The organism is Mesorhizobium muleiense (genome assembly GCF_900099905.1).
Classification (GTDB): Bacteria; Pseudomonadota; Alphaproteobacteria; order Rhizobiales; family Rhizobiaceae; genus Mesorhizobium; species Mesorhizobium muleiense.
This window is the reverse complement of sequence record NZ_FNEE01000002.1, coordinates 359,335-385,939: the sequence shown is the minus strand read 5'-3', so window position 1 is coordinate 385,939 and position 26,605 is coordinate 359,335. Positions and strand designations below refer to the sequence as shown.

The window sequence follows — 26,605 nt, the reverse complement described above, 5'->3', positions numbered from 1 at the left end:
GGAGGCTCCGGCAGAAGGTCGCGTTAGGCAGGCAGGTCGCCCGAGGCAGACAAGGTCGCCTGGGCAGACAGGGTCGCCTGAGCAGACAGGGTCGCCTGAGATAACGCGGCGGATGGTTGGCGGCAATGCGCCTCTTCTTCCTTCTCCCCTTCTTGTGGGAGAAGGTGGATTGGCGCGCAGCGCCAAGACGGTTGAGGGGTGTTGGACGGAGTGCTGTTGGTGCCAAGCTGGAACACCCCTCATCCGACCGAGCTTCGCTCGGCCACCTTCTCCCACAAGGGGGAGAAGGGAGAAGGCGCCCCGCAGGGCGCTATTCCTTCACCGCTCCGGTCATCGAGGAAACGTAGTGCTCGACGAAGAACGAATAAAGCACCACCACCGGCAGCGAGCCGATCAGGGCTCCGGCCATCAGCGCTCCCCACTCGTAGACGTCGGAGCGGACAAGCTCCGTGAGCACCCCGACCGGCACCGTCTTGTTTTCGGACGACTGGATGAACGTCAGCGCATAGATGAATTCGTTCCATGACAGGGTGAATGCGAAGATGCCGGCGGAAATCAGGCCGGGCACCGACAGCGGCAGCACGATCTTCATGAGGATCTGCCAGCGGCTCGCCCCGTCGATGAGCGCGCATTCCTCCAGTTCGAACGGGATCGAACGGAAGTAACCCATCAGCAGCCAGGTGCAGAAAGGCACCAGGAAGGTCGGGTAGGTGAGGATGAGCGCGAACGGGGTGTCGTAAAGCCCAAGGTTGAACACCATCACCGACAGCGGGATGAACAGGATCGACGGCGGCACGAGATAGGCGAGGAAGATCGCCAGCCCGACCTGCCGCGCCCCCGAAAACCGCAGCCGTTCGATCGCATAGGCCGCGAACACCGCAGCCAGCAGCGACAGGAACGTGGCGGCGGTGGAGATGATGATCGTGTTGAGCAGCCAGCCCGGATAGGACGTATCGAACAAGAGATAGCGGATGTGCTCGAAGGTCGGATGCACGACCCATAATGGATTGAAATTGGCGTAGTCGGTCATCTCGAGGTTGGGTTTGATCGCCGTGATCGTCATCCAGTAGAACGGGAACAACAGCACGATGACGAACACCAGCAACGGCAGATAGACCGTCACCACGCGCCGCGGCAGGCTCTGAAGGTAGCCCATGCCGCCTTCGTCGAGTTCCGGACGTTTCGTTTTTTTGATCGTGGCCATGTCAGTCTCCGCCGCCTTGCTGCCATTTGCGGCGTTGCAGGCCGAAATAGCTGAACAGGATCGCCGCAAGCAGGAACGGGATCATGGCGACCGCGATAGCGGCGCCCTCGCCAAGCTGGCCTCCCGAAATGCCGCGCTGAAACGACAATGTCGCCATCAGATGGGTGGCATTGACCGGTCCGCCGCGGGTCAGCACATAGATCAGCTGGAAATCGGTGAAGGTGAACAGCACCGAAAACGTCATGGTGATGGCGATGATCGGCGTCAGCAACGGCAGCGTCACAAAACGGAACAATTGCCAGCGACTGGCGCCGTCGAGCGTGGCGGCCTCGTAGAGCGACTGCGGAATCGTCTGCAAGCCGGCCAGCAGCGTGATCGCCACGAACGGAATGCCGCGCCAGACATTGGCGGCGATGACCGAAGCGCGCGCGTTCACAGGATCGCCGAGGAAATTGATGCGATGGTCGATCAGGCCCATTTCCATAAGTGCCCAGGACAGGATCGAGAACTGCGAATCATAGATCCACCAGAAGGCGATTGCCGACAGCACCGTCGGCACCACCCACGGCAGCAGCACGATCGCGCGGAAGAACGATTTGAAGGGAAGGTTCTGATTGAGGATAAGCGCCAGCCAGAGGCCGAGCGCGAATTTCAGGATCGACGCGCTAATCGTGTAGAGCAAGGTGTTGAAGACGGAGAGCCAGAAGACGGCGTCATCCGACAGATATTGGTAGTTTTCGATGCCTATGAAGATGCCGGGGCGGCCGATGCGGGCATCGGTGAAGCCGAGCCAGATGCCGAGCCCGAGCGGATAGGTCAGGAAGACCAGCAGCAGCGCTGCCGCCGGCAGCATGAAGCCGAAGCCAAGCGCGTTCCGGCTGTCGGCCAGGAGCGATAGGCTCCGCGACAGGATCGACGGACGCGGCTGAACGGCAGCGGACGACACGGCCATGGGACGGCTCCTCATAAGCTCTGCTGGCATGGTGGCCTGAGTGGCCGCCACACGATTCTGGGAAACAGACCGGGCAGCGCGGTCGCGGCTGCCCGGCTGCGCTGCGATCAAACGCGATAGTAGCGGTTGGCGCGTTTCTCCGCCTCTTCCACCGCCTCCTGCGGCGTCGCCTGGCCCGTCACCGCCTTGGCGAACATGTCGACCAGCACATAGTCGGCCATGGTCGCAGCCGAGGCGTAGCCGAGCGGCCCGGCATAGCCATTGGGTCGCAGCGTCGCCGAGGCTTTGGCGTAAGCTGCGTTGTTCGGGTCGGCCGTCCACACAGGATTGTTCTCGAAGGCTTTGAGTGTCTGGCAGCAATAGCCGGCGGAGGAGGTGATCCACTCTGCCATTTGCTGTTCCTCGAACATGAACTGCAGATAGGCTTTTGCCGCGTTGGGGTAGGGCGTGTAGTCGAAGATCACCGCCGTGGTCACCTGGAACAGCTCGACGGATTTCCCGACGGGACCGATCGGCAGGCTGGTCGTGCGCATATCCTTTGCGATTTCAGCCAGTTTCGGATCATTGTCCTTGTTGGTTTTTGCCGTGTTATACACGGAAATGCCGTTGGCGATGACGCCCAGTTCGCCGGCCAGGAAGGCGCGGTTGTTGTTCACGTCGAGCCAGCTTTCGGTGCCGGGGATGAAGGTCTTGTAGAGTTCCTGCGCGTATTCGATCGCCTTGAGCGTCTCGGGGCTGTTGATCGTCACCTTTCCGCTCTCGTCGACCATCTGGCCGCCATGGCTCCACAGCAGCCAGTGAGCATAGTTGTTGCCGTCGCCGACGCCATGGCCGTGCGTGAAGCCGGCCGGATGCCCCTTCGCCTGCAAGGCTTTGCAAAGCTCGAGGAAGCCCGCCGTGTCCTTCGGAAACTCCGAGAAGCCGGCCTCCTTCACCCAGCTTTCCCGATAGACGATGGCATTGCCGATGGTGGCCAGGGGCAGGCCGAGGAATTTTCCCTCCCGCGTCGCATACTGCTTTGGTCCGTCGTGCCAGCCGCCATATTTCGTGCCGAGATACTCACCCAGTTCCGACACGTCGTGCAGCTTGTCGGGGTACTGGTGCGGGTCGTCGAACCAGACCAGCATCAGATCTGGACCGGAGCCGACATTGGCGGCAACCGCCGCCTTGGGGCGAATGTCCTCCCAGCTTTCCTTGTCGACGCGGACCTCGACGCCGGTCGCCTCGGTGAACCGCTTGGTGTTGGCCAGCCATTGGTCTTCATCGCCCTGAACGAACGGCGACCAGCGCAGCATGCGCAGCTTTGCGCCGTCTTCGGGCTTGTACGTCAACCCCTCCTGGGCAAAGGCGGAAGAGCCGACGAAGCGGCTTCCCAAGGCTCCCGCCGCCACGCCGGCGGTCGTGCGGATCACGTCACGTCTGGTGAATTTCATGCTCGTTTCCTCCTGTTTATTGTCTCGCCTTATGGTTCTTACTGCCGGGCGCGCAGTTCGAAGCGCTGCCCGGTTTCGCCATGAAAGAGATGGATGAGGCCCGGTTCGGCCGTGAGCCGGACGGTCTCGCCCGGCGTGAAGGAATGGCGCTCGCGGAAATTGGCGACGATCTCGTCACCGCCGGCCGTCCGGCCGATAAGCTGCACTTCCGACCCGGTCGGCTCGACCACCACGACGGTGACTGGAATGCCGTCGTCCTGGGATAGCCGCAGATGCTCGGGGCGTATCCCCAGCACCACCTGCTCGCCACTGCCGGTCGACGGCACTGCGGCCAGCGGCAGGGAAATCCCCCCGGAACCGCGAAAAGACGGTGAGCCGCCATCGACAGCGATTTCGCCCCTCAGCATGTTCATGGCGGGCGAGCCGATAAAGCTGGCGACAAAAAGGTTGTTGGGCCGGTCGTAGAGTTCCAATGGCGGCCCGATCTGCTCGACGATGCCGTCATGCATGACCACGATCTTGTCGGCCATGGTCATGGCCTCGATCTGGTCGTGGGTGACATAGACCGTCGTGGTCTTCAGGCGCTGGTGCAGTTCCTTGATCTCGGCGCGCATCTGCACCCTGAGCTTGGCGTCGAGATTGGACAGCGGCTCGTCGAACAGGAAGACCGCCGGATCGCGCACGATCGCCCGGCCCATGGCGACGCGCTGGCGCTGGCCGCCGGAAAGCTGCCGGGGATAGCGCTCCAGCAACGGCACCAGCCCCAGGATTTCGGCGGCGCGCTTGACGCTGGCAGCGCTTTCGGCTTTCGCAACACCCTTGAGCATCAGCGAGAACGCCATGTTCTCGGCGACGGTCATGTGCGGGTAAAGCGCATAGTTCTGGAACACCATGGCGACGTCGCGTTCTTTTGGCGCAACGTTGTTGACGACGCGCTCGCCAATCGCGATCTGGCCGCGCGAAATCTTTTCCAGGCCGGCGATCATCCTGAGAAGGGTCGATTTTCCGCAGCCCGACGGCCCGACCAGCGTGACGAACTCGCCATCCTCTATATCGACGCTGACACCGTGGAGAATCTCGACGGTTCCGAATGATTTGTAGACATCGCCAATCGCGACAGACGCCATCGATTTCCTCCCGAATGCTTCCTGCGACGTCTTCGAAGGAAACCGCTTTCCTGACTGGCCGCGGCAGTTCCCAAAGCTCCTCCCTGGTCACGCGCGATGATGAAACGGTAGCGCTACCAGACTGCCCTGTAAAGCGGCTGCGTGGCAAGCACGCTTCTTCGCCGCGCCTGATCGTGTTTGTCCCCGATGGGATTGGAGTTCGCCATGTCCAGGGTCGCAGCAGGAGAATGATTTGCCCAGCCCCAGCCCTTGAAACCGGAGGTGCGAGAAGCCATCAGCTACGACACCAGCCTAATCGGAAACTTCGGTTTGCGGGCGGTCGCGGCCGTCGGCGAGCTCGTCATGCCATTTGCCTTCGGCGTCCTCGTACTGGATGCCGTCGGTGGTGCCGGCGACCTGCTGTTCGGCCGAAGCGATCTCGGCGGCGCGCAGCGCGTCCTCGTGAGTAGGGAACGTCTCCGAAAATGTCTCGCCGACCTTATAGGCCCAGCCCCCGTCATGCTCGACGATCTTGTAGGTCAGCTTGGCCATGAAATCCTCCAGTGGAAAAAGCTCAGGTTGCTCAATGCGGTTTGCCTTGGGGCAGTTTGCGGTCGGGCAGTTTGCCTTCGGGCAATCTCTCTTCGGGAACCAGCACGTCCGATTCCATGGCAGCCTCGACCAATGCCCGGCGCGCATCCGCTGTCGAACGATAACCTTCCAGCACTTTTAGGCAAGTGTCGAGAGCATCGCGATGCCGAGGGCCACGATTGAGCGGCCAGACGGTCATCAGGCACTCCGCAGCTTCCTGGGTGCTGCGGATCTCACGGTATTTGCCGACACGGCCAAGTTCGACCACGACCGGCTTTTCAAAAGGCTTGCTGTCCATCATCGCCGCCAACGCGGAGCCGCCGATTTGGTTGCACGCCCCTTGGCGTGCGCAAATGTCTCGGGGTAACGGTCGTTGCGGCGGCGGCCCTGCAATCGGGCCGGTCAGCCGGCCGCCTTCATCCAGTGCTGCATCGTCGTCACCGAGCGGGCAAGCTGCGGCGCCGGCTGGATTTTTTCGCCGAAGGTGGCCGCGGCGCGCCACGCCCAGCGCGGATCGGCGAGGAAGGCGCGGGCCAGGGCCACCATGTCGGCACGGCCCTCGGCGACGATCGCCTCGGCCTGCTTCGGATCGTCGATCAGGCCGACGGCCCTTGTCGGGATTCCGGCACCGTTACGAACGGCCTCCGCCAGATGCACCTGGTAGCCGCGACCTGCCGGCAGCTTCTGCAGGGGCGAATTGCCGCCGCTCGAGCAGCAGAGATAGGCGACGCCCGTTGCCTTCAGCGCCTTGGCCACTTCGATTGCGTCGTCGACGTCGAAGCCGCCATCGACCCATTCCTTGACCGACAGGCGCGCCCCGAGCATCAGCCTGGGCACTGCCTTTCTCACCGCCTTGGCGATCTCGACGACAAAACGCATGCGGTTTTGCAGCGAGCCGCCCCAGCGGTCGGTGCGCTGGTTGGAAAGCGGCGACAGGAACTGGAAGATCAGATAGCCGTGCGCGGCGTGCAATTCGATGAAGTCGAAGCCGGCACGTTCGGCCCGCCTTGCCGCCTCGGCGAAGCGTTCGATGATCTGCAGGATCTCCTCGTCCTCCAGCGCCCGCGGCACCTGCCAGCCCGTGTCGTAGGCGATGGCCGAGGCCGACACGATCGGCCACGGGTCCTGATCGGCGTTCAGCGGCCCGCCGCCTTCCCAAGGTTTTTGGTTGGAGGCCTTGCGGCCGGCATGGGCAAGCTGCGTGCCGAACCTGGTGCCGGGAGCGGCAACGCGCCTGGCCGCATCCAGCGCGCGCCGGGCGGCCGCCTCGTTGTCGTCGGAATAAAGGCCGAGGCAGCCATGCGAGATGCGGCCGCGCCGCTCGACGTCGGTCATCTCGACGGTGACCATGCCGGCCCCGGACATCGCCAGGTTCATCCAGTGATACAGGTGCCAGTCGCTGGCCGAGCCGTCTTCGGCGGAATACTGGCACATCGGCGCCACCGCAATGCGGTTGGGAAAGGTCAGGCCGTCAAGCGTGATCGGCTGGAAAAGGGAAGGGGTCATCAGGAAACTCCGGGGAGGGGCTGTCGCTATTTAGGCAATGGTTTGCGCCTGCGCCATACACGAGGCGGTGAAGCGCTGCCCGTCTGCCCCTGCCGGGCACCTCAAACGTTCCGCAGCAGGCACCGTCGGCCAAGCTGCTGTCGGGATTGCGCGAAGGCCCGATCACCGCTACGCCTCGCCGGCAACACGGAGTTCACCATGGAAGATCGCATTCGCATCCGTTCGGAGGAAGTCCTTTCCGACGACTGGGCCGTCCTGAAAAAGACCGTCCTCGACTATCGCCGGCGCGACGGGCAATGGGAGACGCAGATCCGCCAGACCTACGATCGCGGCGACGGCGCGGTGATCCTGCCTTACGACCCGGAGCGCTCGACGGTTCTGCTGGTGCGGCAGTTCCGCTACGCGGCCTACGCCACCGGCCACCGCGAGCCGCTGATCGAGGCCTGCGCCGGCCTGCTCGATGAACACGATCCCGAAACCTGCATCCGCAAGGAGGCGGAAGAGGAACTCGGCTACCGGCTGAAGGACGTGGAGCGGCTGTTTTCGCCCTATATGAGCCCTGGCAGCGTGACTGAGCGGCTTTGGTTCTTCGTCGCCCGCTATTCACCGACCGACCGCATCTCCGACGGCGGCGGTGCATCGGACGAAGGCGAAGACATCGAGGTCCTGGAGATGCCGCTCGACGAGGCGCTGGCCGGCATCCACGACGGCAGCATTATCGACGCCAAGACCATCATCCTGATCCAGCATTTGAAGCTGAATCCGATCCGGGTTTGATCCAAGCCCGAACCTGGATGCGCCAGCGCAGTGGCGCCGGCGTTGCTGGTGCGGACGACGGGAATCGAACCCGTACGATCAGAGATCGAGGGATTTTAAGTCCGAGGTGAGGTGGTGCGAGCGACGGGGATCGAACCCGTAAGCCATTGTAGTGGCGGCAGATTTTAAGTCTGCTGAGTTTACCAGTTTCTCCACGCTCGCTGGCACAGTTGGCCCTGTTTGGCACAGCCGTGGCACTGTGTCACGAAGGTTTCTCAGCAGGATTGGCACGGGCAAACTTGGTGCGCTGCTGCGGTGCAGAACCTTTTGATGGCGGAGCGAGGCGCCCCCCTCTGTCCTGCCGGACAGAGGGGGGCGCGAAGGATCGCTACGGAGCGCGTTTATTCTGAGCCGTTGCATTCTTCGGCGGATGTCACGGAATGGATCCCAGGGTCTGCGCCGCGTCGCTAGGATGACGAAGGCGCGGCGGCTTTCGGCCAATCGCAGACGTTGGAGAATTGGCGGCTGCAGGCCGGTCAGCAGCGACGGGCCATCCACTGATTCAAACTTGATCAAAATCATCCCGGAACCATTTCGCAACGGCTGAGTTTCGGGCTAAAGCTACTGGAACCCCTGACATGGCAGAGTTTGACGCAGGACAAGGGAAGTCTGTTGCCAACGCGGTACGGCAATTGCTGCGTTCTGAAGACTATCGCCGGCACCTGCACGGCGTGCTGAATCTTGCCGTCGACCCACGACTGCCCAGCACCTTTGTCCCATTGCTTGAGGCGCTTGATCAGGCCGGACGGGAACTGTTTTCGCATTCCCGGAGCCCAAACGAGCGATAACCGAGAAAACGCGCCAATCTTCTCCTGCACCCGCTAATCTCCTCCTGCACTCCATGACTCAACGCTACGACACTGAGAAGACACCTGAAGGCACCTGGGACATCATCGATGTGTTCACGGGACTGCCGGTTGTCGAGGTCGGCGTCCCGTTGATCGACATGCCGATCGAAGAGGCCGACGATCTGGTCGAGCTTCTCAACTGCCGCGACAGGGAACTGAGGGGCGATACTTGACGGCCGCCTTGTCTGATCGAAACTCCCGAACGTCAATTCAAAGAAAGATCCGCTAACGGAATCGCCTTCCGTTGAGGCATTTTGTTGTGGATGGCATCGTGTGCTGCTGCTCGGTCTTCACCTCTCGTTGCCCCGACCCTCCGGAGTAGGCGCCGTCGGCGAAGCTGTCGATCTCCCCCCTTGCGGGGGAGATGCCTGGCAAGGCAGAGGGGGGTGCTGTCCCTCCGACTTCTCAAGACCTAAGCCTAAGCTGCCTCGCCCACCGCTTCGTGGGGAGAGGAACCCAAGCTGGTATAGGCCGCGATCCTTCCCACCCCCCTCTGTCCTGCCGGACATCTCCCCCGCAAGGGGGGAGATCGGATGTCGCTTCGGATTTCGCCAATCACCAGCGCAGGAACGATAAGGCGCGGCCCAAACGACCCGCATTCGAGGCGGGTTTTATTTCAGGCGTAGCCGCACACGACCCACAAGTTCCCCGCTGGTCAAAATCCGCGCGGCTTGGCACAGTCGGGAAAACAGGAGTCTCCTCATGGCGAAGGCCGCGCGCTCGACGAAACCAAAACCCTGGGCTGAGGCGGCGACGCATCTGGTCGACGTCGCGATGGGCAGGAGGCCGGCCGATCTCGTCATCCGCAACGGGCGCTGGGTCAACGTTCATTCCGGCGAGATCATCGCCGGCACCGACATTGCCATTGCCGGAGGCCGTTTCGCCTATTGCGGGCCGAATGCCGGCCATGCCATCGGCCAGGGCACCAAGGTGGTCGACGCCGGCGGGCGCTATCTGGTGCCGGGCCTTTGCGACGCGCACATGCATGTCGAGAGCGGCATGGTGACGGTGACGGAGTTTTGCCGCGCGGTCATCCCGCATGGCACCACCTCGATGTTCATCGACCCGCACGAGATCGCCAATGTGCTCGGCCTGCCGGGTGTGCGGCTGATGCATGACGAGGCCGTCGCCATGCCGATCAACGTGCTTGTGCAGATGCCGTCCTGCGTGCCTTCCGCACCTGGGCTGGAGCATGCCGGCGCCGAGCTGACGGTCGCCGATGTCACCGAGGCGATGGGCTGGGAAAACATCGTCGGACTTGGCGAGGTGATGAACTTTCCCGGTGTCGCTGCCAACGATCCGGTGATGGCCGGCGAGATCGCCGCGACGGTGAGGGCGGGCAAGACCGTCGGCGGCCATTATGCCTCGCGCGATCTCGGCCTGCCGTTCCACGGCTATGTTGCCGGCGGCCCCGAGGACGACCACGAAGGCACGCGCGCCGAGGACGCCATCGCTCGCGTCCGCCAGGGCATGAAGGCAATGCTGAGGCTGGGCTCGGCATGGTACGACGTCGCCTCGCAGATCAAGGCGGTGACGGAGAGCGGGCTCGATCCGCGCAACTTCATCCTGTGCACCGACGACAGCCATTCCGGGACGCTCGTCCATGAAGGCCATATGGACCGGGTGGTCCGCCACACCATCAGCCAGGGGGTGAAGCCGGTGACCGCGATCCAGATGGCGACGCTCAACACCGCCCAGCATTTCAGGCTGGAGCGCGAGTTGGGTTCGATCGCGCCGGGGCGGCTCGCCGATCTGCTGATCGTTTCCGATCTGGCCGCAATGACCATCGACGAGGTCTATGGCCGCGGCGTCAGGCTGGCCAAGGGCGGCAAGCTCGACATCGACATTCCGGCCTATGACTATCCGAAGACGGCAAAGAACACCGTCAAGCTCGGCAAGAAGCTCAAATCGGAGGATTTCAACATCATCGCGCCCATCGGCGCCAACGAGGTTCGGGTGCGGGTCATCGGTGTGATCGAAAACCAGGCGCCGACGCGGGCGCTCGAGGCCGACCTTCCGGTGGAGGACGGGCTGGTCGCCATGGACCGCCGCAACGACGTCTGCCAGATCGCGCTGGTCGAGCGCCACCGCGGCACGGGCGGCGTCACCAATGCCTTCGTCTCCGGCTTCGGCTATATGAGCGACTGCGCCATGGCCTCAAGCGTGGCGCATGATGCGCACCACATCATCGTCGTCGGCACCTCCAAGCAGGACATGGCATTGGCGGTCAACCGGCTGGGCGAGGTCGGCGGCGGCGTCGTGCTGTTCTCCAGGGGCAAGGAACTGGCGCTGGTCGAAATGCCGATCGCCGGCCTGATGTCGGACGAGCGCGCCGAAATCGTCGCCGCCAAGGCCGACAAGCTGACCGAGGCAATGCGCCAGATGGGCTGTTCGCTGAACAACGCCTATATGCAGCACTCGCTGCTGGCGCTGGTCGTCATCCCGGAACTGAGGATTTCCGATGTCGGCCTGATCGATGTGACGACGTTCCAGAAAGTCGACTTGTTCGTTTAGTCCAAGGGCGGGCCAGCGCCGCTATCGCAAAACCGCTGCGCACCCTCGCCACGAGGACATGCTTTTGTGCGACGCGTTAGCGCCAGCTTACCGTCGCCTCATCGGGGGTGTGCCAACAAGCCGTTGAGGACGAGATCGATATGCGCCTCGATAAAGGCGGCCTCATCGATAGGATTTCTGTCGGCGAAGATCAGTTTCCAGATCGTGAGGTGAACGGCCGAGCTGATCACCACTTCCGGCGTATTTGCAGCGGCGCTCTGGTGAAACTCGCCCGAAGCCACGCCTTGCTCGATAAACGCGCGAACTGCGTCGAGCAGGGGTGCGATAAACGCGCCATAATGCCGGTCGATGATGTTGGGGAAGCGTGATCCCTCAGCCAATTGGAGGCGCAACAACTCCCTCGTCTTCCTGTCGCCGGCGAGTTTGTCGTATCCCAGGACAAGCAATTGGCGCAAACGGTCGGATTGAGAGCCTCGCAGCGCATCGATGGAAGCTCTGACGTCTTGGAACGGCGCCGAGACATGTCCCATCGTTGCCTCGAACAAAGCGTCCTTCGTCGGAAAATACAGATAGACCGTGCCTTTTGTGACGCCCAGGCGCGCGGCGACGTCTTCGACGCGCGTGGCTGCATATCCCTTTTCGACAAACTCCTCGAACGCCGCATCGAGGATCTCGTGCGGGCGCCTCGCTTTCTGTTCTGCTCGAGAAAGTTTCTTTTCCATAGCTGACATCCTTCGTCGAACTGCTCACACGACTTTGGCCAAAACATCCATTGACTAACTCGTCAGTCAGCGATATCTAGCCCACCGTTTCCTCTGATGCAACGGTGCCTGGAGCAATGAACACATTTCGCGCACTCATTCTGGGTCTCGCCTGTGCCGCCCTGGTCGGCTGCGAAGACCATACCTCAAGCCAAACGGCACCGCAGCCGGTGCAAGCAATTGCCGCCTCGCTGGCTCAATACCAGCCGGGCGCCGCGGTCACCGGGGAAGTGAAGGCCCGGGTTCAATCCGAGTTGTCTTTCCGGACCGGCGGCCGGGTGAGAGAACGCCGCGTCGATGTCGGATCACGGGTGCGTGCGGGCGACGTCCTGATGCGCATCGACGACACCGAGCAACGCGCCGATGTCGATTCCGCCCGGGCGGGCCTGCGGTCGGCACAAGCAACCGTCAAGCAGAAGGCGCTTGCCTTCGAACGCTACAAGACATTGCTGAAATCGCGAGCGATCGCTCAGTCGACCTATGATGCGGCGCGAGAGGCGCTGACGACAGCGCAGGGCTCTCTGGAGGTCGCCCAGGCGAGTTTAGCGACGGCGCTGGATGCGCTTTCCCATACGGAGCTCAAAGCCGACGCAGATGGCGTCATCACCTCGCGCAGCGTCGAAGCAGGCCAGGTGGTCTCTGCGGCGCAGCCGGCGCTGGCGCTTGCGCGCGATGGCCCGCGGGACGCTTCTTTCGAGGTGTTCGAAGCCTTCTTCCTCCCAGGCCGACCGACGAGTGAAGTCGAGGTTGCTCCGGTGGGTGATCGGGCGCGCACGGCACGGGGCAAAATCCGGGAAGTCTCTCCAGTCATCGATACGAGCACCGGGACCATCCGCGTCAAGGTGGCGCTGCCGCAAGAGGCGCAATGGTCGCTCGGAACGTCGGTGGTGGGTGAATTCCATTCACCGTCTCGTGAAGGTGTGATCCTGCCGTGGAGCGCCATGGCCTCCGCCGGGGGTGAGCCGGCCGTATGGGTCATCGACGCGGCAAGCAAATCGGTCTCGCTTCGCAAGGTCGCGGTCGACCGCTATCGAACAGCCGATTTCATCGTGACCGGTGGGATTGCGCCAAAAGATCTGATCGTCACCGACGGCGGAAAATTTCTGAGGCAAGGCCAGGCTGTGGCCTGGCAGGAGAAGTGACATGACCAGCTTCCGTTCACGCATCTCAAGCCGGTTCGTTCAGGTGATAACGATCCTTGTCTTGCTTCAGGCCGTTCTGGTGCTGTTGCTTCTTTCGGGCTGCGACCAAAGCCCAGCCGCGAAAGCGGCCCCGCCACGACCGGTCAACGTCGTCACGGCGAAACCGGAGCAGCCCGCTGTTTTGGGTTTCGCCGGCGTCGTGCGGGCGCGGGTTGAAACAGATCTGGCATTCCGGGCATTGGGCCGCGTCATATCGCGCAGCGTCGAGGTCGGCGATCTGGTGCACAGGGGCGATGTTGTGGCCGAGCTCGATCCTCTGGCGCTGCAGCTTGCCGTTACGAGTGCAGAGGCTGATCTGCGCAATGCCGAGGCGCAGCTCGAGAACGCCACAGCCACCGAAAAGCGCAAGCGCAATCTCGCGTCTGCAAATACCGGCAGCGTTGCCGATTCCGAAGTTGCGGAGCAGGGCCTCAAGTCGGCCGAGGCGGATGTGGGACAGGCGCAGGCTCGTCTCGACAAGGCACGCGAGCAGCTTGGATATTCGCGGTTGAAAGCCGAATTCGACGGCGTGGTGACCGCCACTTCGGTCCAGGTCGGGCAGACGGTCACGGCCGGTCAGACGGTCCTGAGGTTAGCCGGCCTGGATCGGCGTGATGTTGTGGTCGATGTGCCCGAAGCCCAGATCGGTTCACTACGGCCTGGGACGCGCTTCGACATCGCTCTTCAGCTAGACGACACGGTTCGGACGGCGGGCGTTCTGCGAGAGATCGGCCCGGAAGCCGACGCCAATACCCGCACCCACAGGTTGAAGATCGCCTTGAACGAGGCACCCGAGGTTTTCCGTCTCGGCTCCGTCGTCACGGCGACGGCGGCAAGCGAAGCGACGACCCGCGCGATCGTGCTGCCGGCCTCCGCAATCCTTGAGCGGGATGGCGCCGACCATGTCTGGGTGATCGATCGGGCCAAACTCACAATCTCGCTGAGACCGGTCGGGCTCGAAGCCCGGCCCGCCGGGGCTGCTCGTGTCCGGGTCCTGTCGGGGCTGCAGAACGGGGAAGAAGTTGCCGTCGCCGGCGCCAATGAACTCGCGGACGGCCAAAGTATAAGACCTGAACAGGAGCTGCCCCAGTGAACAAATTCAACCTTTCTGACTGGGCGCTCGAGCATCGCTCCCTTGTCTGGTATTTCATGATTGCCTTTGCCTTGGCAGGCATCTTTGCCTATGTCGGGCTCGGCCGCGAGGAAGATCCATCCTTCACCATCAAGACCATGGTGATCCAGGCGCAATGGCCGGGTGCATCGGCACAGGAAGTTACGCAGCAGGTTAGCGACCGTATCGAAAAGAAGCTGCAGGAACTCGAATCTGTCGAGCATACCCGCAGCCTGACCACGGCCGGCCAGACGATTGTCTTCGTCGATCTCCTGCCATCGACGAAGGCCCGGGATGTCGAGCCAACCTGGCTGCGCGTCCGCAACATGATCGCCGATATCCAGGCGGATTTTCCCTCGGGTGTCGTCGGACCTTTCTTCAACGACCGCTTCGGCGATGTCTACGGCAACATCTTCGCCTTCACGGGCGATGGGCTGAGCCAGAGGCAATTGCGCGATCTCGTCGAGGGCGCCCGCACGAAGATTCTGGCGGTTCCGGATGTCGGCAAGGTCGAGATCGCCGGGGCGCAGGATGAAGCGATCTTTCTCGAATTCTCGACCCGCAAGATCGCTGCCCTCGGCATCGACCGGTCTTCGATCATTTCCACGCTTCAGGCGCAGAACGCCGTCACCCAATCAGGATTCATCGAGGCGGGACCGGAACGTATCGCGCTGCGTGTCGGCGGCCGCTTCATCTCCGAGGAGAGCCTGCGAGCGATCAATCTGCGGGTCAATGACAGGTTCTTTCCGCTGACCGACGTCGCAACCATAACCCGCGGCTACGTCGATCCGCCGACCTCCCTGTTTCGTTTTAACGGCAAGCCGGCGATCGCCCTGACTGTCGGCATGAAGGCCGGCGGCAATCTCGTCGACTTCGGCAAGGCGCTGGAAAAGATGATCGCTGAAATTACCCAGGATCTTCCGGTCGGCGCGGCGGTAGAGCGTGTGTCCGACCAGCCGGCAGTCGTCGATGAGGCGGTATCGAGCTTCACGCATGCCTTGTTCGAAGCGATCGCCATCGTGCTTGCCATAAGCTTCGTCAGCCTCGGGATGAGGGCTGGACTGGTGGTGGCGATTTCAATTCCGCTGGTTCTCGCCATTACGTTTCTGGTGATGCAGTACACAGGCATTTCGCTGCAGCGAATCTCGCTGGGGGCGCTGATCATCGCCCTTGGTCTTCTCGTCGACGACGCCATGATCGCCGTCGAGATGATGGTAGCCCGGCTCGAGGTCGGCGACAGTCTCGAAAAAGCCGCTACCCACGTCTACACCTCGACCGCCTTCCCGATGCTGACCGGTACGCTTGTCACTGTCGCGAGCTTTATTCCGGTCGGCTTCAACAGCAGCAGCGCGGGCGAGTTCGTCTTCTCGCTTTTCGTCGTCATTGCCGTGTCGCTCATCGTTTCCTGGGTGGTCGCGGTTCTGTTCACGCCGTTGCTCGGCGTGACGATACTGCCGAAAACCATGAAAAAGCATGCGGATCACAAGGGCTGGTTTGCAGCCGGCTTTGCTCGCATTCTGCATCTTTGCCTGCGCTGGCGATGGGTGACGATCGCCGTGACGGTCGCTGTCTTCGCCTTGTCCATTGCCGGCATGTCGCTGGTCCAGCAACAGTTTTTCCCCAGTTCCGATCGGCCGGAACTGATCGTCGACTGGAACCTTCCGCACAACAGCTCGATCAGCGAAACCAGCCGGCAGATGGCGCGGTTCGAACAAGAGAAGCTCGCCGGCAATCCCGATATCGATCATTGGTCGACCTATGTTGGAAGGGGCGCACCGCGCTTCATCCTCTCCTTCGATCCGCAGCCGAACGACATCACCTTTGGGCAGACCATCATTGTGACCAAGGGGCTGGACGTCCGCGACAAGCTTAGAAAGGACCTGCAGGATTACCTGCATCAGACGTTTCCAGGCACCGACGCCTTCGTGAAACTGCTCGATATCGGTCCGCCGGTCGGCAAGCCGGTTCAATATCGGGTATCGGGCCCCGATATCCAGACGGTTCGCGATCTCGCTGGCAAGCTGGGCTCGATCGTCGGTACCCAATCATCGCTGACCAATCTTGCCTTCGACTGGAACGAACCGGCGCGCGTGGTGAAGATCGACGTCTTGCAGGACAAGGCGCGACAATTGGGCGTTTCCTCGGAGGATATCGCCACGGCGCTGAACAGCATCGTCGAGGGAGCAACTGCGACGCAGGTCAGGGACGACATCTATCTCGTGAACGTGATCGGCCGTGCCGAAGCCGAGGAGCGCGGATCCGTCGACACGTTGCTCGATCTTCAACTATCGAGCAGCAGTGGCAAGGTCATCCCGCTGTCATCCGTGGCGACGTTCCGCTACGAACTCGAACAGCCGACGATCTGGCGGCGCGACCGGATCCCGACCATCACGATCAAGGCCGGCATCAAGGATGCGACGCAGCCAGCAACCATTGTGGCGGCGCTTGCCGAAAAGGTCGAGGCGTTCAAGACGACATTGCCCGCCGGCTACTCCGTCGAGGTCGGCGGGTCTGTGGAGGAAAGCGCCAAGTCCCAGGGTCCTATCCTGGCGGTGGCGCCGGTCATGCTGTTTGCCATGGCAACGCTCCTGATGATCCAGCTCCAGAGCTTCCATCGGCTGTTCCTCGTCTTCTCCGTCGCGCCGCTTGCCCTGATCGGCGTTGTCGCGGCACTGCTGCTCAGCAACGCGCCGCTCGGCTTCGTCGCCCTTTTGGGTGTGCTGGCCCTCATCGGCATTCTCATCCGCAATTCGGTCATCCTGGTCGTGCAAATCGAGGAATTGCGTGGATCTGGAATGTCTCCATGGAAAGCAGTCGTGCAGGCAACGGAGCACCGCATGAGGCCGATCATGCTGACGGCCGCAGCCGCCACGCTTGCCCTGATCCCGATATCGCGGCAGATCTTCTGGGGCCCGATGGCCTATTCAATGATGGGCGGCATCATCGTCGGGACAGTGCTGACCCTGCTCTTTCTGCCTTCGCTCTACGTCGTCTGGTTCCGGATTCGCCCCGATGCCGAGGAGGCATGACGTGACCGCATTTCGCTGCTGGTGCCGTGCATTGCTTTTGCCGCCACTTATTCTGTGCGTCCTGGCTGGCTGCGCGACGCGGCCACAGAGCGTGCTCAGGCCGCTTGCGCTCGCCCCCGGCGGCGATGCCGCTCAAGTCGACATGCTGGTCGCGACGACCCGCAAGCCGGTCGAGGATCCCGGGCGGCTCTATTCTGGCGACAGAGGAACGGCGATCTCATTGAACAGCATCGTTGTCTCCATTCCTCCAGATCGAAATCGCAAAGTCGGCGAGGTCCAGTGGCCCTCGCACGTGCCGGCGAATCCCGAGAAGGATTTTGCGGTCCTGAAGGTCGGCAAAGTCGCATCGGAACAGAATGTCCTGCGGTGGTTTCGCAAGAACCGCAACGCCAAACGGCAGGCCGTCATCTTCGTCCACGGTTTCAACAGCAGCTATTCTGATGCGGTCTTCCGCTTTGCTCAGATCGTTCATGATTCCGGAACGGATGCAGCGCCTATACTGTTCACCTGGCCTTCGCGCGCCAGCGTGTCCGGCTATCTCTACGACAAGGACAGCACAAACTATTCGCGTCGGGCTTTGGAAGACATGATCCTTCAGGCCGCCGAAAGCCCCGACGTCGGCGAAGTCACGATACTCGCCCATTCTATGGGAGCCTGGCTTACGGCGGAGGCGCTGCGTGGCGTCGGCATGCGCAACGGGACAATTCCAGCCAAAATCAACAATGTCATCCTGGCGTCACCGGACATCGATGTGGACGTGTTTCGTCGCCAGGTCATCGAGATGGGGCCAAAGCTGCCGCATTTCACGATCTTCACCTCGACTGAGGACAAGGCGCTGGGGATTTCACGATTGATCTCGGGCGGCGTCAATCGCGTCGGAGCTCTCGGCGACGCCGATCTCGCTCCTCACTCGGCCGATCTCAAGCGGCTCGGCATCACCGTGATCAACACGAGCGCTGTCGATCCACGCGATCCGCTCGGTCATAATGCGTTTGCGGACAGCCCCGAAATGATTCGTCTTCTCGGGCGCGGCTTGGCCGGCCAGTCTTTGGAAGCAGGGCAGGCCACCTTCGCAGGTCAGGTCAGGATGGCGGCAACCAGGACGGCTGGTCTCGCCGGTTCCGCGGCGCGAGCGGCAGTTGTGGCTCCAATGTCGGTAATGAGCGGCGAACGGGTTTTCAAACGCGACCCTTACCGTGAAGCAGAGATTGTGGATGGCGCGATAGCCTACTGAGCCGGCAAGCCCGCCACAGCTTGGGTCCCGTTGTCCACCTCCTCATCCGCCGGTGGCGATGGTCAGCACCTTGAACGGCGTGGTGATGACGATCTCGGCGACGGAGCCGACGGCCTTGCCGATGCCCTGACCGAGATTGTCGATCGGCCGCGCCGGATCGACCTCGTCTGATGCCAGGCCGGCCGGGGCGCGCAGCCGGTCGCCGAGCAGTTGCACCAGGAACGGGTTGTCGGCGAATTTGGCGTGGTTCAGGCGGTCGCCGCCTTTGGTCTTGCTCAGGTCGACAACCGACACGCCATAGCTGGCGAGGTCGGCGGCGTCGCCATAGTCGCCGACGCGCGGCTTGTCGCCGGAGATCAGCGAGGACAGCCTGAGGGCGCGATCGTCGCCCGAAAGCAGGATGGCGAAGGGCTTGTCGGGCTTGCCGTAACGGATCATCTGCTTCTTGAACACATCGACATCGATGTCGGGCGAGGCCAGGATGACATAGCCGAGCTTGTCGCTGAGATCACGGTCGCCGGTGATGGCAAGCTGCCGCAGCGCCTCCATCGTCACCCAGGTGCCCATCGAATGGGCGATGATGTCGATGCTCTTGGCCTTCGTCTTGGCCAGCATCCGCAACGTCTCTTCGAGATCGTCGCGCGCCGCGTTGGCGCTTTCCTTGTCGTAGATATAGCCCGTGGTCTTGCCGCTCGACGCCCATGAGAATAGCACCGGCGTGCCGGAGTATTTTGTGTCGTGCGCGATCTGCGTCAGCCGGTAGATGCCGTCGTCGAAACCGTTGTTGAAGCCGTGTACGAAAACCAGTGCGCGGTCGCCGCGCATGGCGATGTCGGCGCCGACCGCCTTGGCGAATTGCGGGGCGCCTTCGTAGAATTCGACCTCAGTTGCCGTGAAATCCTTCGCCGGATTGCTGTTGGCGGAGCCCCTGACCCGCTCGATGGCGCCGACCTGATGGGTTTTCGGGACGGTGACTTCGACACTGGCAAAACCGGTGGTCGGTGAACGGTCACCGTCGAACACCTGCCGCGGGTCCTTCGTCGCCTTTTTTCGGGTGGTGGCGACGAAGATCTCATGCGTGGCGGCAATGTCGGAGGCAGGCACCGTCACGGTCGTCGTGTTGAGAAGGTCGTGTGTCTTGCGGCCGGCGCAGCCGGTCACGGCGAGCGCAAACGCTACGACGAGAAAAATCTTCGAACGCACCTCACTGCCCGAGCAGGCTGATGCGGTCGGTCACCTCGCGGTCGCTGGCAAATCCGTCATCCTCGCGCAGCCGCTGGCCGATCATCTTCACCAGCTCGGGGTTGTCGGCAAATTTGGTGTGGTTGAAGCGATCCGATCCCTTGACGCTGGAGAGATCGACGACGCTCACGCCATAGTCGGCGAGGTCGGCGGCGTCCTTGTAGTCGCCGACGCGCGGCCGCGAGCCGGCGATCAGGCCGGAGAGCCGCAGCGCCCGGTCGTCGTCGGACAGGAGCAGGATGAATGGCTTGTTCGGCTTGCCGTAGCGGCGCATTTGGCTCTTGAACACGTCGACATCGATGTCGGGCGAAGCCAGCACGACGTCGCCGAGCTTGCCGCCGAGATCGCGGTCGCCATTGATGGCGAGCTGGCGCAGCGCTTCCATGGTAACCCAGGTCCCCAGCGAATGGGCGACGATGTCGATGCGCCGCGCGCCGGTCTGCGCGAGCATTCTCAGCGTCACTTCCAGCTGGTCGCGGGCAGCACTGGCGCTTTCCCGGTCGTAGACATAGTCCCGGGTCTTGGCGCCCGACGCCCAGGAAAACAGCACCGGCGTGCCCGGGTAGCCGGAATCATGGGCGATCTGGGTGACGCGGTAGACGGCGGCGTCGAAGCCGGTGTTGTAGCCGTGGACGAAAAGCATGACGCGGCCGCCGCGCGCGGCGATGTCGGCACTGAGCGCGTTGGAGAATTTCGGCGCGGTGTCATAGCCGACGACGTCGGAGGCCATGAAATATTTGGCCGGGTCGTTCGACTTGCCGCGCGAGCGCCGCTCGATCTGACCGGCTTCGTGGGTTCCCGGCACGGTGACGTTGACGCGGGCATAGTTCAGCGTGGCCGAGCGCTCGCGGTCGAAAACCTTGCTGGGATCGTCGGAGCGCTTGCGCGTCGTGGCGATGAAGATGCTGTGGTTGCCGGCGATATCGGTCACCGGCGCCGACACCATGGCGCTGCCGAGCAGTTCCTCGGTCTGCCGGCCGCCACAGCCGGCAACGAGCAAGGCAAGGACAAGGATACAAATCTTCTTCAACTCTAGAATTCCACTCCGGCCGAAAGGCTTGATCCAACCTCCGCGACCCCTCCCGGACAGCCGAAGTGCGGCAGAAGTAAGTCGTTTCCTGCCGAAATGCGCTCAGCGGCTTGCGACAGTCATCGCACTGTTGCGCGAAAGCCAGAACGATTGCCCTGATCAAACACGTACGGCGTGTGCTAGCTTCGCGAACACCACAGACGATCCGGGGTAATTTTTTCGATGACCAGTTTCTCTTCCCGCGTCGCGGTCGCCGCTGCCGCGATCCGCCAGATCTTCCCGGAAACACCGCTGCAGGAAAACGATTATCTGTCGAAGAAGACCGGCGCGCGCGTGCTGCTGAAGCGCGAGGACCTGTCGCCGGTGCGCTCCTACAAGATCAGGGGCGCCTTCAATTTCTTCCGCAAGGCGCTCGCCGCCGGCAACGATGCCGAGCTGTTCGTCTGCGCTTCCGCCGGCAACCATGCCCAGGGCTTTGCCTTCGTCTGCCGTTATTTCGGCAAGCGAGGCGTGGTGTTCATGCCGGTGACGACGCCGCAGCAGAAGATCGACAAGACGCGGCTGTTCGGCGGCGAATTCGTCGAGATCAGGCTGGTCGGCGACTTTTTCGACGACTGCTACCGCGCCGCCTCCGAATTCACCGAAAGCGCCGGCGCGCACATGGTGCCGCCGTTCGACCACAAGGACATCATCGAGGGGCAGGCGACGGTCGCCTGCGAGATATCAGGCCAGATGCCGGGCGCGCGCATGCCCGACATCATCATGCTGCCAGTCGGCGGCGGTGGCCTGGCTGCGGGTGTGACGCATTATTTCGCCGACCAGCGCCGCGACACGCGCTTCGTCTTCTGCGAGCCGGCCGGCGCGCCAAGCCTGCGCGAGAGCCTCGCCACCGGCAAGCGCATCAAGCTTGCCAGGGTCGACAATTTCGTCGATGGCGCGGCGGTGGCCGAGATCGGCCGCGAGCCGTTGCGGCATCTCAGGGACTTTGCCACCGAGGCCGTGCGGCTGATCCCGGAAAACCGGCTTTGCGCGACCATGATCGAGATGCTGAACGTCGAAGGCGTGGTGCTGGAGCCGGCCGGCGCACTGGCGATTGACGCGCTGAAGGATTTTTCGAAGAAGGAAATCAGGGGCAAGACCATCGTCGCGGTGGTCTCGGGCGGCAATTTCGATTTTGAGCGGCTGCCGGACGTGAAGGAAAGGGCGCTGCGTTTCGAGGGGCTAAAAAAGTATTTCATCATCCGCTTTCCGCAGCGGCCGGGCGCGCTGCGCGACTTCCTCGAATTGCTCGGTCCCGACGACGACATTGCCCGCTTCGAATATCTGAAGAAATCGGCGCGCAATTTCGGCTCGGTGCTGATCGGCATCGAAACCAAGGACCGCCGCAATTTCGAGCTGCTCAACGCCAATTTCGAGGCCGAGGGCGTTCAGTATCAGGACATCACCGACAACGAGACGCTGGCCGGGTTCATCATATGAGCGCCCGGGCGAAGATTTTCGTTGCGTTGTTTTCCGGCATCAATGTCGGCGGCAACCGCATCGTCAAGATGGCGGAGTTGCGGTCGTTCTTCGAGGAACTCGGCTTTGGCGACGTCGCCAGCTATGTGCAGAGCGGCAATGTCGTGTTCCGTTCGGCAAAGGGCGACGCGGCCACGCTGGCCAAACAGCTGGAAGCGGCCTTCGAGAAGAAATGGGGATTTCACTCGCGCATCATGGTGCGCGATCTCGGCTGGTTCGAGCGGCTGGTGGCGGAAAATCCCTATCCGGAAATTGCCGGCGAGCCGACGAAGCTTCACGCCTATGTGCTGGAGCGCCCGCCGACCGCCGACGAGGTCGCGCGGCTGGCCGAAAAATGCACCGGTCCCGAACGGTTCGAGGTCAGGGGCGACGTGCTTTACCTGCACGCACCGGAAGGCCTCGGCAAATCGGTATTTGCCAACCTCATCCCGCGCACGCTGAAAGTGCCCGCCACCGCGCGCAACTGGCGCACGGTGCTGATGCTGCTGGCGATGGCCGGCCGCAATGGCGGAGCCTAGTAGCCTACGCTGCCGAAGCCTTTCTCCAATCGAAGGTCAGCTCTTCGCGGAAAGCGAAGCGTTTGATGTGGTCGGCGACGACCGTCTCCAGCCGCTCCAGCGAGCCGGCTTCGTCGGCGGTCACCGCGATATGCAGCGCTGCCGGGTCGGCATCGAGAACCGTGCGGCCCAGTGAGAGATCGATCGTGCCGTGGCTCGGATCGAACGCGACGGGAAATTTGTGCGCCCAGTGCTTGCAGAGCTGCTGCAGATAGCGGCTCGCATGTTCAGTGACGACAGTGGCATGGCTGGTCGGCATGAATGGATTCTTCCCTAATGTCGCTGGTTACCAGCTTCCAGTGTTCGGCATCGACGCCCAGGGCTCGGCCTTGGCCTTGGCCGGGCCTTTCTGCAAAAGCTCGATCGAGATGCCGTCCGGCGATTTGACGAAGGCCATGTTGCCGTCGCGCGGCGGCCGGTTGATGGTGACGCCCTTGTCCATCAGCTGCTGGCAGGTGGCGTAGATGTCGTCGACCTCGTAGGCGAGGTGGCCGAAATTGCGGCCGCCCTTGTAGTCTTCCGGATCCCAATTGTAGGTGAGCTCGATCAGCGGCGCCTTGTCGGTGATGCCGCTTTGCTCGTCTTCGTCCGCTGCAAGGAAGATCAGCGTGTAGCGCCCCTGTTCGTTTTCGTGGCGGCGCACTTCCTTGAGGCCAAGCTTGTTGCAGTAGAACTCGAGCGAGGCATCGATGTCGGCGACACGGACCATGGTGTGGAGGTAGCGCATGTGATTTTCCTCGAAATGTTGCTTTGCGGCGGAACATAGGGGCCACCCGGCCAAAGGGCAATTCCCGATAGCCGCTCCTGCCGGCAAACAACAAATCCGGTATTCCCGCAATGAACCGTGAAAAAACGCAGCTCAGGTCTTGCACACACCGGAAACGGAAGTGTTAATCTAACGTCAAGAATCAGTTGCGGTATTCTTGGAAAAAGGGGGGCGTTGTTATGGGGGAAAAAGCCTCTTTCATGGGGCGGGACGGAACCGGTCACGACGCCTTGCAAAGAGACGAGAGCGGCGACACGGCCGGTCTTGTCGAGATTGCTGGCGCTATCAAATGGTTCGACGTGGCCAAGGGTTACGGTTTCATTCTTCCCGATGACGGCTCTTCCGGCGATATTCTCCTCCATGTGACATGCCTTCGAAAAGACGGTTTCCAGACCGCCTTGGAAGGTGCGCGCGTTGTCTGCCTGGTCAAGCAAGGTGAGCGCGGATTGCAGGCGTTCCGCGTGCTCTCCATGGATCTCACCACGGCGACCCATCCGGCGGAGATGCAGGAGCAGCGCACCCACGTCTCGGTGACGCCGGAAAGCGGCCTCGAACGGGCGCTGGTGAAATGGTTCAACCGCACCAAGGGCTTCGGTTTCCTGACCCGGGGCGAGGGCACCGAGGACATTTTCGTCCACATGGAGACGCTGCGCCGTTACGGCATTACCGAGCTCAGGCCGGGGCAGGTCGTGTTGGTCCGCTTCGGGCGCGGCGACAAAGGCCTTATGGCTGCCGAAATTCACCCGGATATGGGGACCTTGCCCGTCTCGCATTAGGGTGCGTTGATATTCAGGCCTTACTCAGATCTTTTCGAACGTTTGCGCTGCCCCTCACCTGCCTGCCGGCATCCTCTCCCCGTATAGTGACGGGGAGAGGGGCGCTGTCATCAATGATTTCGCCAATTTCCGGCCGTTGTAGAAATGTATGCCACCGTTGCGGCCAGCCCCTTCTCCCCGTCACTATACGGGGAGAAGTGCCCGGCAGGGCGATGAGGGGCAGCGCTGAGATCAACAATCGGTGGGTCGCAAGCGCAGGGAACTATATACAGGCTGGAACCACTTGAATATCAACATACCTAGGACGATGGCCGAGGAGTCTGAATGACTTACAGGAACTGGCTGACAACGGGCGTAGTCTGCGCCGCGATCGCCTTTGTCATCGCCACAGGCGCTTTCTTCCATTCGCAGCAACCGGCTTCGGCAGACAGCCGGGCGATGATCCTTGCCGTCGACCCGCAGCCGCTGGTCGCGGTGACGAAAGGCGGCGAACGCTCTTTCTCCGTCGAAATCGCCGACACCTCGGCCGAGCGCGAGGCCGGCCTGATGTTTCGCCAGGAGATGGCCGACGATCATGGCATGCTGTTCGTGTTCGAGGAGCCTCGGGATGTCAGCTTCTGGATGAAGAACACGCCAATGCCGCTCGACCTGATCTTTGTCGGTGAGGACGGCAGGATTCGGGCTATCAAGCAAGGCGAGCCGCAATCCGAGGCGATGATCTCGCCCGGCGAGCCGGTTCGCTTCGTGCTCGAGCTCAAGGCAGGCACCGCCGCCAGGAGCGGCATCGACGACGGCGACCTGTTGCGTCACCCGGCAATCGGCACTGCGCACAACTGAACGCGCAGGATCCATCGCAGATGCAGTTTTTTTCCCATGACGGTTTTGATCTTGCCTTCCTCGACCGCCAGCCGGCATCGGGGCAGGGCGATCCGGTGCTCATGATCCATGGCTTTGCCTCGACCCATTACGTCAACTGGGTGTCGCCCGGCTGGTTCAAGGCGCTGAACGATGCCGGCTACCGCGCCATCGCCTTCGATAATCGCGGCCACGGCGCCTCGTCGAAGAGCTATCAGGAGGCCGATTATACGCCGGCAAGAATGGCTTCCGACGGTGCAGCGTTGCTGAACCATCTCGGCATCGAACGCGCCCATGTCATGGGCTACTCGATGGGCGCGCGGATTTCCGCGTTTCTGGCGCTTTCCGACCCGGATAAGGTGGCGACGCTGGTCTTCGGCGGTCTCGGCGTCGGCATGGTCGACGGCGTCGGCGACTGGGATCCGATCGCCGCCGCGCTTCTGGCCGACGATCCCGATGCCACCAGCCATCCACGCGGCCGCTCGTTTCGCGCCTTCGCCGACCAGACCCGCAGCGACCGCCGGGCGCTGGCCGCCTGCATTGCCACCTCACGGGAATTGCTGGCCGAGGCCGACATTGCGCGCATTGCCCAGCCGACGTTGATTGCCGTCGGCACCAAGGACGATATCGGCGGTTCGCCCGACGAACTGGCCGCCTTGATGCCGAACGCCAGGGCTTTCCACATCGAGGGCCGCGACCACATGCTGGCCGTCGGCGACAAGACCTTCAAGCAGCGGGTGCTGGAGTTTTATGCCGAAAATCCGCTGTGAGTACATCGGTGGTTGAGTTGGGGTGACCCAAGGCCTGAAGGATGCAGCGGCTCAGGATAAAGCCGATCCGTAGCGATCCTTCGCGCCGGCATCAAAGGTGCAGCGCCCCGAGCGCTTCGAGCGAACGCGCCATGTTTTGCCGAGCCTGAGCCTCGAACCGCTGCCGGAACTCCTCGGTGTGGAAGATGTGCGGGCGGGCGAGGAAACTCTTCAGAACCGCACTGCGGCCGGCGCGCCACATCGGCTCTTCCACCCAGCCATATTCGCGGCGCACCGCCTGTTCATAGGCGTCGAACGCATCAGGCGGCGCCCCCAGGATCGCCAGGTCCATGTCGAGGAACAGCGCTGCGTCGCGGGCGGCATTCTCGTCGTCAAACTGCGGCAACTCATGTGTGGCGGTGGCTGATATCATTGCAATGATGGAGCCAAGGCGCTGCACATCGGTGCGGCCGGCGAGCTTTTTCTCGGCAAGGACGGCACTCCTCGCCTCGTTGTCCTTGGCCCGGCTGTTATAGATGGCGTCGTGGAACCAGATCGCCGCCTCGACCGCCTCGGGATCGTGCAACGATGCCCGATAGTGGCCGGCCAGCGCCAGCATCGCCTCGATATGGGCAAGGCTGTGATAGTGGCGGCCTTCGGCCTGGTAGAGCGCGGAAAGCTCGCGCTTCAGCGGCTCGTCGATCAAGGCTTGGTTTTCCATGGCCGCTTGAATTTCCGTGAACCAAATCCATTTGACAAAGCACTAAGGAAAATTGAGTTCAACCGTGCTATGATCTGGCTTATAGAGCATGTCGCGCAAAAGTGC

General features: G+C 62.4%; 26 protein-coding genes and 1 tRNA gene. 12 read left to right on the top strand and 15 right to left on the bottom strand.

Annotated features, from left to right (window positions below):
* Positions 1 to 310: 310 nt before the first annotated feature.
* From BLT09_RS05825 to BLT09_RS05795, 7 genes are all read right to left on the bottom strand, one after another.
* A complete protein-coding gene (locus BLT09_RS05825; protein WP_091591324.1) occupies positions 311 to 1,204 on the bottom strand; it encodes a carbohydrate ABC transporter permease in 894 nt (297 codons plus the stop codon).
* Position 1,205: 1 nt separating this feature from the next.
* Positions 1,206 to 2,057 (bottom strand): carbohydrate ABC transporter permease, encoded by an 852-nt coding sequence (locus tag BLT09_RS05820; protein WP_413468443.1) that lies wholly within the window; start codon positions 2,055 to 2,057, stop codon positions 1,206 to 1,208.
* 206 nt (positions 2,058 to 2,263) lie between these two features.
* Positions 2,264 to 3,589, bottom strand: coding sequence for an ABC transporter substrate-binding protein (locus BLT09_RS05815; protein WP_091591321.1), 1,326 nt, complete (start codon positions 3,587 to 3,589; stop codon positions 2,264 to 2,266).
* Between the two features lie 38 nt (positions 3,590 to 3,627).
* On the bottom strand, positions 3,628 to 4,716 hold the full coding sequence (locus BLT09_RS05810) for an ABC transporter ATP-binding protein (RefSeq protein ID WP_091591319.1): 1,089 nt from the start codon (positions 4,714 to 4,716) through the stop codon (positions 3,628 to 3,630).
* A gap of 291 nt (positions 4,717 to 5,007) precedes the next feature.
* Positions 5,008 to 5,247, bottom strand: coding sequence for a DUF2188 domain-containing protein (locus tag BLT09_RS05805; RefSeq protein ID WP_023798198.1), 240 nt, complete (start codon positions 5,245 to 5,247; stop codon positions 5,008 to 5,010).
* Between the two features lie 31 nt (positions 5,248 to 5,278).
* Positions 5,279 to 5,587, bottom strand: coding sequence for a DUF982 domain-containing protein (locus tag BLT09_RS05800; RefSeq protein ID WP_051407746.1), 309 nt, complete (start codon positions 5,585 to 5,587; stop codon positions 5,279 to 5,281).
* A 101-nt stretch (positions 5,588 to 5,688) separates the two neighbouring features.
* Positions 5,689 to 6,792 carry an NADH:flavin oxidoreductase/NADH oxidase gene (locus tag BLT09_RS05795; RefSeq protein WP_091591318.1) on the bottom strand — a complete coding sequence of 368 codons (1,104 nt, stop codon included), beginning with the start codon at positions 6,790 to 6,792 and terminating at the stop codon, positions 5,689 to 5,691.
* 198 nt (positions 6,793 to 6,990) lie between these two features.
* On the opposite strand from BLT09_RS05795, the gene BLT09_RS05790 reads away from it, so the two are divergent.
* Positions 6,991 to 7,569 carry an NUDIX domain-containing protein gene (locus tag BLT09_RS05790; RefSeq protein WP_091591316.1) on the top strand — a complete coding sequence of 193 codons (579 nt, stop codon included), beginning with the start codon at positions 6,991 to 6,993 and terminating at the stop codon, positions 7,567 to 7,569.
* 112 nt (positions 7,570 to 7,681) lie between these two features.
* Here BLT09_RS05790 and BLT09_RS05785 read toward each other — a convergent pair.
* Together BLT09_RS05785 and BLT09_RS05780 are read right to left on the bottom strand one after the other, a co-directional pair.
* Positions 7,682 to 7,770: transfer RNA gene (locus BLT09_RS05785), tRNA-Leu, on the bottom strand.
* 356 nt (positions 7,771 to 8,126) lie between these two features.
* Positions 8,127 to 8,426, bottom strand: a complete 300-nt coding sequence (locus BLT09_RS05780; RefSeq protein WP_139172527.1) for a hypothetical protein — start codon at positions 8,424 to 8,426, stop codon at positions 8,127 to 8,129.
* A 23-nt stretch (positions 8,427 to 8,449) separates the two neighbouring features.
* On the opposite strand from BLT09_RS05780, the gene BLT09_RS05775 reads away from it, so the two are divergent.
* Positions 8,450 to 8,629: a hypothetical protein gene (locus BLT09_RS05775; RefSeq protein ID WP_091591311.1), complete on the top strand. Its 180-nt coding sequence runs from the start codon at positions 8,450 to 8,452 to the stop codon at positions 8,627 to 8,629.
* Positions 8,630 to 9,158: 529 nt separating this feature from the next.
* Positions 9,159 to 10,970 (top strand): adenine deaminase, encoded by a 1,812-nt coding sequence (ade, locus tag BLT09_RS05770; protein WP_091591310.1) that lies wholly within the window; start codon positions 9,159 to 9,161, stop codon positions 10,968 to 10,970.
* Between the two features lie 98 nt (positions 10,971 to 11,068).
* On the opposite strand, the gene BLT09_RS05765 is transcribed toward ade, so the two are convergent.
* Positions 11,069 to 11,701 carry a TetR/AcrR family transcriptional regulator gene (locus BLT09_RS05765; RefSeq protein ID WP_091591307.1) on the bottom strand — a complete coding sequence of 211 codons (633 nt, stop codon included), beginning with the start codon at positions 11,699 to 11,701 and terminating at the stop codon, positions 11,069 to 11,071.
* Positions 11,702 to 11,808: 107 nt separating this feature from the next.
* Here BLT09_RS05765 and BLT09_RS05760 point away from each other — a divergent pair, with 107 nt between their 5' ends.
* The 4 genes from BLT09_RS05760 to BLT09_RS05745 are packed head-to-tail and all read left to right on the top strand — an operon-like array spanning position 11,809 to position 18,286.
* Positions 11,809 to 12,873, top strand: coding sequence for an efflux RND transporter periplasmic adaptor subunit (locus tag BLT09_RS05760; RefSeq protein ID WP_091591305.1), 1,065 nt, complete (start codon positions 11,809 to 11,811; stop codon positions 12,871 to 12,873).
* Between the two features lies 1 nt (position 12,874).
* Positions 12,875 to 14,005: an efflux RND transporter periplasmic adaptor subunit gene (locus BLT09_RS05755; protein WP_091591304.1), complete on the top strand. Its 1,131-nt coding sequence runs from the start codon at positions 12,875 to 12,877 to the stop codon at positions 14,003 to 14,005.
* Complete coding sequence (locus BLT09_RS05750; RefSeq protein WP_091591301.1) at positions 14,002 to 17,052, top strand: efflux RND transporter permease subunit; 3,051 nt, start codon at positions 14,002 to 14,004, stop codon at positions 17,050 to 17,052. Before BLT09_RS05755 ends, BLT09_RS05750 begins: the two co-directional genes overlap by 4 nt.
* Complete coding sequence (locus tag BLT09_RS05745; protein ID WP_091591299.1) at positions 17,036 to 18,286, top strand: alpha/beta hydrolase; 1,251 nt, start codon at positions 17,036 to 17,038, stop codon at positions 18,284 to 18,286. Before BLT09_RS05750 ends, BLT09_RS05745 begins: the two co-directional genes overlap by 17 nt.
* A 42-nt stretch (positions 18,287 to 18,328) precedes the next feature.
* Here the strand turns inward: BLT09_RS05745 and BLT09_RS05740 are convergent, their stop codons facing one another.
* Both BLT09_RS05740 and BLT09_RS05735 read right to left on the bottom strand, forming a co-directional pair.
* On the bottom strand, positions 18,329 to 19,489 hold the full coding sequence (locus BLT09_RS05740; RefSeq protein WP_091591296.1) for an alpha/beta hydrolase: 1,161 nt from the start codon (positions 19,487 to 19,489) through the stop codon (positions 18,329 to 18,331).
* 1 nt (position 19,490) lies between these two features.
* Entirely contained in the window at positions 19,491 to 20,558 is a 1,068-nt protein-coding gene (locus BLT09_RS05735; RefSeq protein ID WP_236473755.1) for an alpha/beta hydrolase, read from the bottom strand.
* 222 nt (positions 20,559 to 20,780) lie between these two features.
* On the opposite strand from BLT09_RS05735, the gene ilvA reads away from it, so the two are divergent.
* Together ilvA and BLT09_RS05725 are read left to right on the top strand one after the other, a co-directional pair.
* Positions 20,781 to 22,037: a threonine ammonia-lyase IlvA gene (gene ilvA, locus BLT09_RS05730; protein WP_091591293.1), complete on the top strand. Its 1,257-nt coding sequence runs from the start codon at positions 20,781 to 20,783 to the stop codon at positions 22,035 to 22,037.
* The gene (locus BLT09_RS05725) at positions 22,034 to 22,594 is read left to right on the top strand and encodes a DUF1697 domain-containing protein (RefSeq protein ID WP_091591291.1); all 561 of its coding nucleotides are present in this window, start codon (positions 22,034 to 22,036) and stop codon (positions 22,592 to 22,594) included. The genes ilvA and BLT09_RS05725 overlap by 4 nt, the downstream gene beginning before the upstream one ends.
* 4 nt (positions 22,595 to 22,598) lie before the next feature.
* On the opposite strand, the gene BLT09_RS05720 is transcribed toward BLT09_RS05725, so the two are convergent.
* Both BLT09_RS05720 and gloA read right to left on the bottom strand, forming a co-directional pair.
* The gene (locus BLT09_RS05720; protein WP_091591289.1) at positions 22,599 to 22,892 is read right to left on the bottom strand and encodes a DUF2218 domain-containing protein; all 294 of its coding nucleotides are present in this window, start codon (positions 22,890 to 22,892) and stop codon (positions 22,599 to 22,601) included.
* 27 nt (positions 22,893 to 22,919) lie between these two features.
* Positions 22,920 to 23,360 (bottom strand): lactoylglutathione lyase, encoded by a 441-nt coding sequence (gene gloA / locus BLT09_RS05715; protein WP_091591288.1) that lies wholly within the window; start codon positions 23,358 to 23,360, stop codon positions 22,920 to 22,922.
* 239 nt (positions 23,361 to 23,599) lie between these two features.
* Here gloA and BLT09_RS05710 point away from each other — a divergent pair, with 239 nt between their 5' ends.
* The 3 genes from BLT09_RS05710 to BLT09_RS05695 all read left to right on the top strand — a co-directional run bounded on the left by BLT09_RS05710 (position 23,600) and on the right by BLT09_RS05695 (position 25,800).
* Complete coding sequence (locus BLT09_RS05710; protein ID WP_329608822.1) at positions 23,600 to 24,175, top strand: cold-shock protein; 576 nt, start codon at positions 23,600 to 23,602, stop codon at positions 24,173 to 24,175.
* A 324-nt stretch (positions 24,176 to 24,499) separates the two neighbouring features.
* Positions 24,500 to 25,012, top strand: a complete 513-nt coding sequence (locus BLT09_RS05700) for a DUF192 domain-containing protein (protein WP_091591285.1) — start codon at positions 24,500 to 24,502, stop codon at positions 25,010 to 25,012.
* A gap of 20 nt (positions 25,013 to 25,032) precedes the next feature.
* A complete protein-coding gene (locus tag BLT09_RS05695) occupies positions 25,033 to 25,800 on the top strand; it encodes an alpha/beta fold hydrolase (RefSeq protein WP_167366345.1) in 768 nt (255 codons plus the stop codon).
* A gap of 91 nt (positions 25,801 to 25,891) precedes the next feature.
* Here the strand turns inward: BLT09_RS05695 and BLT09_RS05690 are convergent, their stop codons facing one another.
* Entirely contained in the window at positions 25,892 to 26,500 is a 609-nt protein-coding gene (locus BLT09_RS05690; protein ID WP_091591282.1) for an HD domain-containing protein, read from the bottom strand.
* Between the last annotated feature and the right edge of the window lie 105 nt (positions 26,501 to 26,605).